General features: G+C 38.0%; 4 protein-coding genes. All 4 read right to left on the minus strand.

Annotated elements, in window-relative coordinates:
* Window positions 1-120 precede the first annotated feature (120 nt).
* The gene (gene pntB / locus Q0794_RS17830) at window positions 121-1491 is read right to left on the minus strand and encodes a Re/Si-specific NAD(P)(+) transhydrogenase subunit beta (RefSeq protein ID WP_298944196.1); all 1371 of its coding nucleotides are present in this window, start codon (window positions 1489-1491) and stop codon (window positions 121-123) included.
* Window positions 1492-1493: 2 nt separating this feature from the next.
* Window positions 1494-3035 (minus strand): Re/Si-specific NAD(P)(+) transhydrogenase subunit alpha, encoded by a 1542-nt coding sequence (locus Q0794_RS17835; RefSeq protein ID WP_298944198.1) that lies wholly within the window; start codon window positions 3033-3035, stop codon window positions 1494-1496.
* Window positions 3036-3425: 390 nt separating this feature from the next.
* Window positions 3426-4088 (minus strand): RluA family pseudouridine synthase, encoded by a 663-nt coding sequence (locus tag Q0794_RS17840; RefSeq protein WP_298944200.1) that lies wholly within the window; start codon window positions 4086-4088, stop codon window positions 3426-3428.
* Between the two features lie 78 nt (window positions 4089-4166).
* Window positions 4167-7079: an RNA polymerase-associated protein RapA gene (gene rapA, locus Q0794_RS17845; protein WP_298944202.1), complete on the minus strand. Its 2913-nt coding sequence runs from the start codon at window positions 7077-7079 to the stop codon at window positions 4167-4169.
* Window positions 7080-7412 lie beyond the last annotated feature (333 nt).

Genomic DNA, 7412 nt, shown 5'->3' on the forward strand with positions numbered 1-7412 from the left:
CGTATTAAGGTATCTAAAAGTGAATTAGAGATGATGGCAGTCTAATAAATGCTCTTGCTTATCCAGAACTCAGGTTACTTATTGATAAGTAAGCTTACTAACTGTTTATAAGTTTATTAATTATAGGCTTGCTAAAATCGCATCGACAGATGCTTTTGCATCACCTAATAACATTTCAGAGTTGTCTTTAAAGAACAGTGGGTTTTGTACACCAGCATAACCAGCGCCCATTGAACGTTTAAATACCACTACTTTTTCAGCTTCCCAAACACTTAACACTGGCATACCTGAAATCGGTGTACCTGGTTCATTTGCTGCAGGGTTAACAGTATCATTGGCACCAATAACGAGTACCACATCAGTTTCAGGGAAATCTTCGTTGATTTCATCCATTTCCAATACGATATCGTAAGGTACTTTTGATTCAGCTAATAGTACATTCATGTGGCCAGGTAGACGTCCTGCAACAGGGTGAATACCGAAACGTACGTTTTTACCTTTAGCACGTAAGCGCTTAGTAATTTCTGCTACTGGGTATTGAGCTTGTGCAACCGCCATACCGTAACCAGGTACGATAATGATGTTTTTCGCTGCATTTAGTGATGCTGCTACTTCTTGTGCTGTTGTTTCATGATGCTCGCCGTACTCTTGGTCACCTTGGGCAAATGTTTCTGTACCGAAACCACCTAAGATTACACTTACAAATGAACGATTCATTGCTTTACACATAATGTAAGAAAGAATTGCACCACTTGAACCTACTAATGCACCTGTGATGATTAATAAGTCATTTGCTAGCATGAAACCAGTTGCAGCCGCAGCCCAACCTGAGTATGAGTTAAGCATTGAAACAACGACTGGCATATCTGCACCACCAATAGAAGCTACTAAGTGCCAACCGAATGCTAATGCAATCACTGTCATAATGATTAATGCAGTAAGACCTAAGTCACCACTTACAAAAGCAACAAGTAATAATGCGGCTGCAGTAACGGCTGCAATATTGATCCAGTTCTTACCTGGTAGCGATAACGCAGCACTGTTTATTTTTCCGCTCAGTTTACAATAAGCAACGATTGAACCAGTGAATGTCACCGCACCAATGAATATGCCTAAAAATACTTCAACGTCATGAATGGTTTGAGCAGCAGGTGCTAAAACAGCATGGTCTAAGTATGAGTTGAAACCGATAAAGGTTGCCGCTAAACCTACAAAGCTATGCAAGATTGCAATAAGTTCAGGCATTGAAGTCATTTCAACTTTTAATGCTAAACGAACACCAATACCAGCACCGACTGCCATCGCAATCGTAATGTAACCTAAGCCCGATACCTGCGAGCTTGCAATCGTTGCAATGACTGCGATTATCATACCGATAATACCGAAGTAGTTACCGCGCTTTGCACTTTCTTGACTGCTTAAGCCATTAAGGCTGGCAATAAATAGGATGGCTGCAATGATATAAGCAGCTGTAATTAATCCTTGAGACATATTTATTTATCCTTTTGGAACATTTTCAACATACGGTGTGTCACGGTAAAACCGCCCACGATGTTGATGGTTGCAATGAGTATTGCAATCGTAGATAGAGCAGTAACCACGTTATTGTCACTACCGACTTGTAGCAATGCACCAATAATGATGATGCCACTGATTGCATTTGTCACACTCATTAATGGAGTATGTAGAGAATGTGCAACATTCCAAACTACGCCATAACCCACAATACATGCCAGCATAAATACAGTGAAGTGTGCTAAGAAGTCTGAAGGTGCTACGCTTGCTAACCAACCGAATAAACCAGCAGCTACAACTGCGACAGCAGGTTTGATCCACTTGTTTGGTTCTTTTTCTTCAACAACCACTTCAACTTTTTCTTCAACTTTTGCTTGTGGTGCAGCACTGACGTTGATAGCCGGTGGTGGCCAAGAAATTTCACCTTCTTTAACAACCGTTGCGCCACGAATAACTTCATCTTCAAAGTCGATATCAATTTGACCATCTTTGTTTTTACAAAGTAGTTTCATTAAGTTAACTAAGTTAGTTGCGTATAATTGGCTGGATTGTGTTGGTAAACGACTTGGTAAATCAGTGTAACCAATGATTTTTACGCCATTTTCAGTTTCAAAAACTTCATCTTTAACAGTTAGTGCAGCGTTACCGCCAGCAGCAGCCGCTAAATCGACAATAACACTGCCTGATTTCATTGACTTGATCATCGCTTCAGTGATGATCTTAGGAGCAGGTTTACCTGGAATAAGCGCAGTAGTAATGATGATATCAACATCTTTAGCTTGTTCAGCCATCATTTCTGCTTGTGCTTGTTGGTAACCTTCACTCATGGTTTTTGCGTAACCAGTAGTGCTTACTTCGGTTTCTTCAACGTAGTTCACTTCAAGGAACTCAGCGCCCATACTTTCGATTTGTTCTTTTACTTCAGGACGAGTATCAAACGCACGAACGATTGCGCCTAAGCTACCAGCTGCGCCTAAAGCGGCAAGTCCAGCAACACCAGCACCAACAATCAGTACTTTTGCAGGTGGTACTTTACCAGCAGCTGTAATTTGACCTGTGAAGAAACGACCAAATTGATTGGCTGCTTCAATAACGGCACGGTAACCGGCAATGTTTGCCATTGAACTCAGTGCATCTAAAGCTTGTGCACGAGAAGTACGAGGAACACTGTCCATCGCAATTACGCTGATATTTTTAGCTTCTAGCTGTTTCAATAATTCAGGATTTTGAGCTGGCCAAATAAAGCTAACCAGTGTCGCGCCTTCTTTGATGAGTTCAATTTCAGCTTGGGTAGGGGCATTTACTTTAAAAATAATGTCTGATTGTAAAACCGTTGCTGCATCTGCGCTAATTTCAGCACCTGCTTCTTGGTAAGTTAAATCAGAAAAGCTAGCCGCTGTTCCTGCATTTTGTTCTACAAGAAAAGTGAAACCTTGTTTAATCAATAGGGCAACAGTATTTGGTGTTGCCGCTACGCGGTTTTCATTTTCTTGGATCTCTTTAGGTATACCTATCTGCATAGTAATTCCATGATCGCTTATTGTTATAGATGGTTATAAAAAGTGTATCTTACGTGTCATTAAAAAAGGTCAATCAGATTGAGAGCATCTTTTGCCTTTATTGATATTTAACACTTACATACAAAGGACAATTTATACGATTGTTTTTGTAAAGTTTTCTGGGCTGTTATTTATGACAAAAAATTTCACCATGCTAAAGCTTAGTGAAAAAACAACGCTTACGCCACCATTTTAAGGTGCTTTAAAGGCTTTTTATGCAACATAAAGGTTACTTAATATAACCATTAATAATAAGAAGCTCGACTTGTTAATGTAATGTTAATAGAAAGGGGGTATGTGCTTGAATTGATACTATTATGTTAAATTTTAGTAAGTTGGTTATACAAATTTTTATATGAAAGGAGGAGGGCATTCAAAACTAATACGTAATTCAGTTGTGGGGTGAGTTAATGTAATACTTGCTGCATGTAAAGCTAGGCGCTCTGGTGATATTTTTTTTCCAAATTCAGTTGAATAAAACTCATCGCCTACAATAGGATGACCTAATTGTTGCATGTGGACTCGTAATTGGTGTGTTCTACCGGTAAGAGGAGTCAGTTTAACGAGTGTTGTATTACTTTCTCTTTTGACTACTTGCCATTCTGTCTGTGAACTTTTACCTTGCTCAAAATCGACCATTTGTCTGGGTCTGTTTTCCCAATCACAGCGTAACGGTAAATCAATTAATCCAGCATCTTCCTTTATTATTCCTTCTACGCGTGCAAAATAGGTTTTATCAATGACTTTTTGTTGGAATTGACGACCCATATGGCTTTGCGCTGATTTTCGTAATGCTAAAACGATAATGCCAGAAGTGGCCATATCTAATCGATGCACTACACATGCATTGGGCCAAACACGAATAATACGTGAAGCTAAACTGTCTTTATGCCAAGTATCACGGCCAGGTACACTTAATAAGCCTGATGGTTTATTCAATACAACGATATCTTCATCTTGATGAATAATATCTAAGTATGGATGCATTGGCGGATTATAAACAAAGTTTGGCATAATTAATTATCTGTATTGAAGCTTAAAGAGATAAGGCGATAAAGGAATGCTTTATCGCCTGTGCTTTATGATGATGTATTACGAGTGAGTCGAAACAATAAAACGAATAGCATCTAATTTCAGCTGCGTATTATCTAATATTTGTTCAAAGTTCGCTTGTTGATCACTTAAGTATTGGATCTCATCTTCACGAATATTCGGATTCACTGCTTTTAACGCTAATAAACGAGCACTTTCTTGCTGCAAAGTATGCTGCATATTTTGTTTCGCTTCATCAATAATATCTGCCATTAAGCTTTGTGCGGTAGGCAATGATTGTTTAATCAGTTGATCTATCAATGCTTGTGAAGCGGCTGCTACTTTACGGCTGATGTGACGATTGATGGGTGTTAATTGGCGATTAAAGCTATCAAAAGTTACATTTTCACCTAAGTTTTTGGCGTTTTTATCCAATAACAAACGAATTGGTGTCGTTGGTAAGAAGCGACTTAATTGTGCATTATCAGTATTGATAGCTTCAACAACATAAATTAGCTCTAAGAAAGTCGATGCCGCTGGTAATGAGTTATTCTTTAAAATCGCAACCGACGTTGTACCGATCTCTGAACTTAATACAATATCAAGTCCATTAGTAATGATTGGATGTTCCCATGTTAGATAAGATACATCATCACGGCTTAATGCAGTTTGGCGATTAAAAGTAACCGTTACACCATCTTCTGGTAAACCGGCATAGTCAGAAGCGAGCATGTGTTCAGTTGGTTTTAAAATTAAGCAATGTTCACTGCTATCTTCTTGTTGAACGCCTAAAACATCGAACATCTGTAATGCAAAACCGGTAAAATGAGGTAGTTGATCCATCTCTGTGATGTCATCTAATAAGTTACTGTTTTGTAATACACCACTTGAATTGATTTCTAATAACTTATCGCGACCTTGCTCTAAATTAGTTTTTAATTCGTTATTCAATGTTGATGTCTGTTGAATCAATTTATCGAGTTGATTATCGCTGTTATCGCCTGTTGCTAATAAGCTAATTAATTGATCTTTAACTGCTTCGTAAACCGTATGTCCAGTAGGTGTTGTTTGCGTAAAGGCAGACAAACCTTGTTCATACCATTGTTGAAGAAATTCCTGCGAGGTATCTTTTAAATAAGGCGTATAGATTTGTATATCACAACGTTGCCCAATACGGTCTAAACGGCCAATGCGTTGTTCTAATAAATCAGGATTAATTGGTAGATCAAATAAAACCAGGTGATGAGCAAATTGGAAGTTACGTCCTTCAGAGCCAATTTCAGAACACACCATTACTTGAGCACCATCTTCAACTTGTGCAAAGTAAGCTGCTGATTTATCTCGTTCAATCAATGATAAACCTTCATGGAATACGGCCGCTTTAATCGCTTCTCTAGTACGTAACGCTTCTTCAATCGCCAAAGCAGTTTGTGCTTGTGCTGCAATAATTAAGATCTTCTCATCTTTGTTTTGTTGAATAAGATCGATCAGCCAACTAATTCGCGGGTCAAAAGCACACCAAGAGTTATCGGTTGAAGCTTCAAATGCTTGATAAATCTGCTCAGGATATAATGCAGTGAAAGCTTGTTGTGCAATGTCACCAACAGGCATCATTTTAGAAACTTTCATTGCTGTTTTATATTGATCAGGTAACGGCAAAGCAACTGATTTTAATAAGCGTTTTGGGAAACCTTTAATAGCAGATCGTGTATTTCTAAATAATAGACGACCAGTACCATGTCTATCCAGCAAACCGCGGATTAACTCTTGTTGTGCAGATTGTTGTTCAGCTTCATCAACAGTAATATCAGTGATCACATTTAATAAAGGTTCAACATCTTGTTCAGATAACAATTCAGTAATGCTGTTTTTGGCATCGTCGCTTAAAAACTTTCCATCTAACAGTTGGTTTACTGCATCTACAACGGGTTTATAGCCAGCTTCTTCATTAACAAAAGCTTGATAATCATAAAAACGATTAGGATCTAATAAGCGTAAACGAGCAAAGTGACTTTCATGACCAAGTTGATCAGGTGTCGCCGTTAATAACAATACACCTGGAATGGCATTAGCTAGTTTTTCAACTGCGTTATATTGAACACTTGGTTTTTCTTTATCCCAAATCAGATGATGAGCTTCATCTACAATTAATAAATCCCACGTCGCTAGTAATGCATTCTTTAAATGTTTTTGTTTACGAATTAAATCAATACTACATAACACTAATTGTTCAGTATCAAATGGATTAACCGCATCTAAATAAGCTTCTTCACAACGAGATTCGTCAAAAATACTAAAATGTAAATTAAAACGGCGTAGCATTTCTACTAACCACTGATGTTGTAAGTTTTCAGGTAAAACAATCAAAACACGTTTCGCACGACCAGTAATCAATTGCTGGTGGATGATTAACCCAGCTTCGATTGTTTTACCTAGACCAACTTCATCGGCTAACAAGATACGCGGAGCATGACGTTGCCCAACTTCTTCAGCAATATAAAACTGGTGTGGAATAAGATCAACTCTGGCACCTAATAAACCGCGTAAATGAGAGCGTTGTTGTTCATGCTGGTTAAGTAATGATTTATAACGTAAAACAAAACGATCGAATTTATCTATTTGGCCAGCAAACAATTTATCTTGAGGTTTATTGAATTTTATAAAGTTATTGAGGAAAGTTTCTTTTAATCTAGCTTCTTCACCAGTATCGATACGTGTACCAATGTAAGTGATAATCTCGTCATTTTCTTCTATATCAGAAACTAATAAAGTCCAATCGTCGTGACTTAATATCTCATCACCTATATTAAAGCGAACACGTGTTACGGGAGCTTCTTGAATAGAATAAAGGCGTTGTTCACCTGACGCTGGAAATAACAGCGTCAACATACGTCCTTCAATTGCAACAATAGTACCTAAACCTAACTCTGATTCCGCGTCACTAATCCAACGCTGGCCTAACGAAAATGTCATAAAAACTCACTCATCATTTGTAACTAAAAACTTAATAGCAGAAAAGCCGCGTATGTTACCTAAATCCTAATCAAACATACTAGCGTTAAATAGAATAAATGCAGGTAAAATAAAAATAGCATATAAATGAAAGGAAATGATGGGTTGTTTGTTATTTGAGCAAACGATAATTAATCGTAATAAAACGCTTGCGAATAGTTTCGCTATCCCTATAATACGCCGCACAGACAAGGACGGAGGCGCAAGCCACTAACCTAAACTGAGAATAGTTTTTAACGTATTAACGCTTCGTCGTTCGCTTCGAAATTAAGTTAAATTAAAACGTTGACAATG

Origin of the sequence: uncultured Psychromonas sp., from assembly GCF_947489755.1 — a bacterium.
Classification (GTDB): Bacteria; Pseudomonadota; Gammaproteobacteria; order Enterobacterales; family Psychromonadaceae; genus Psychromonas.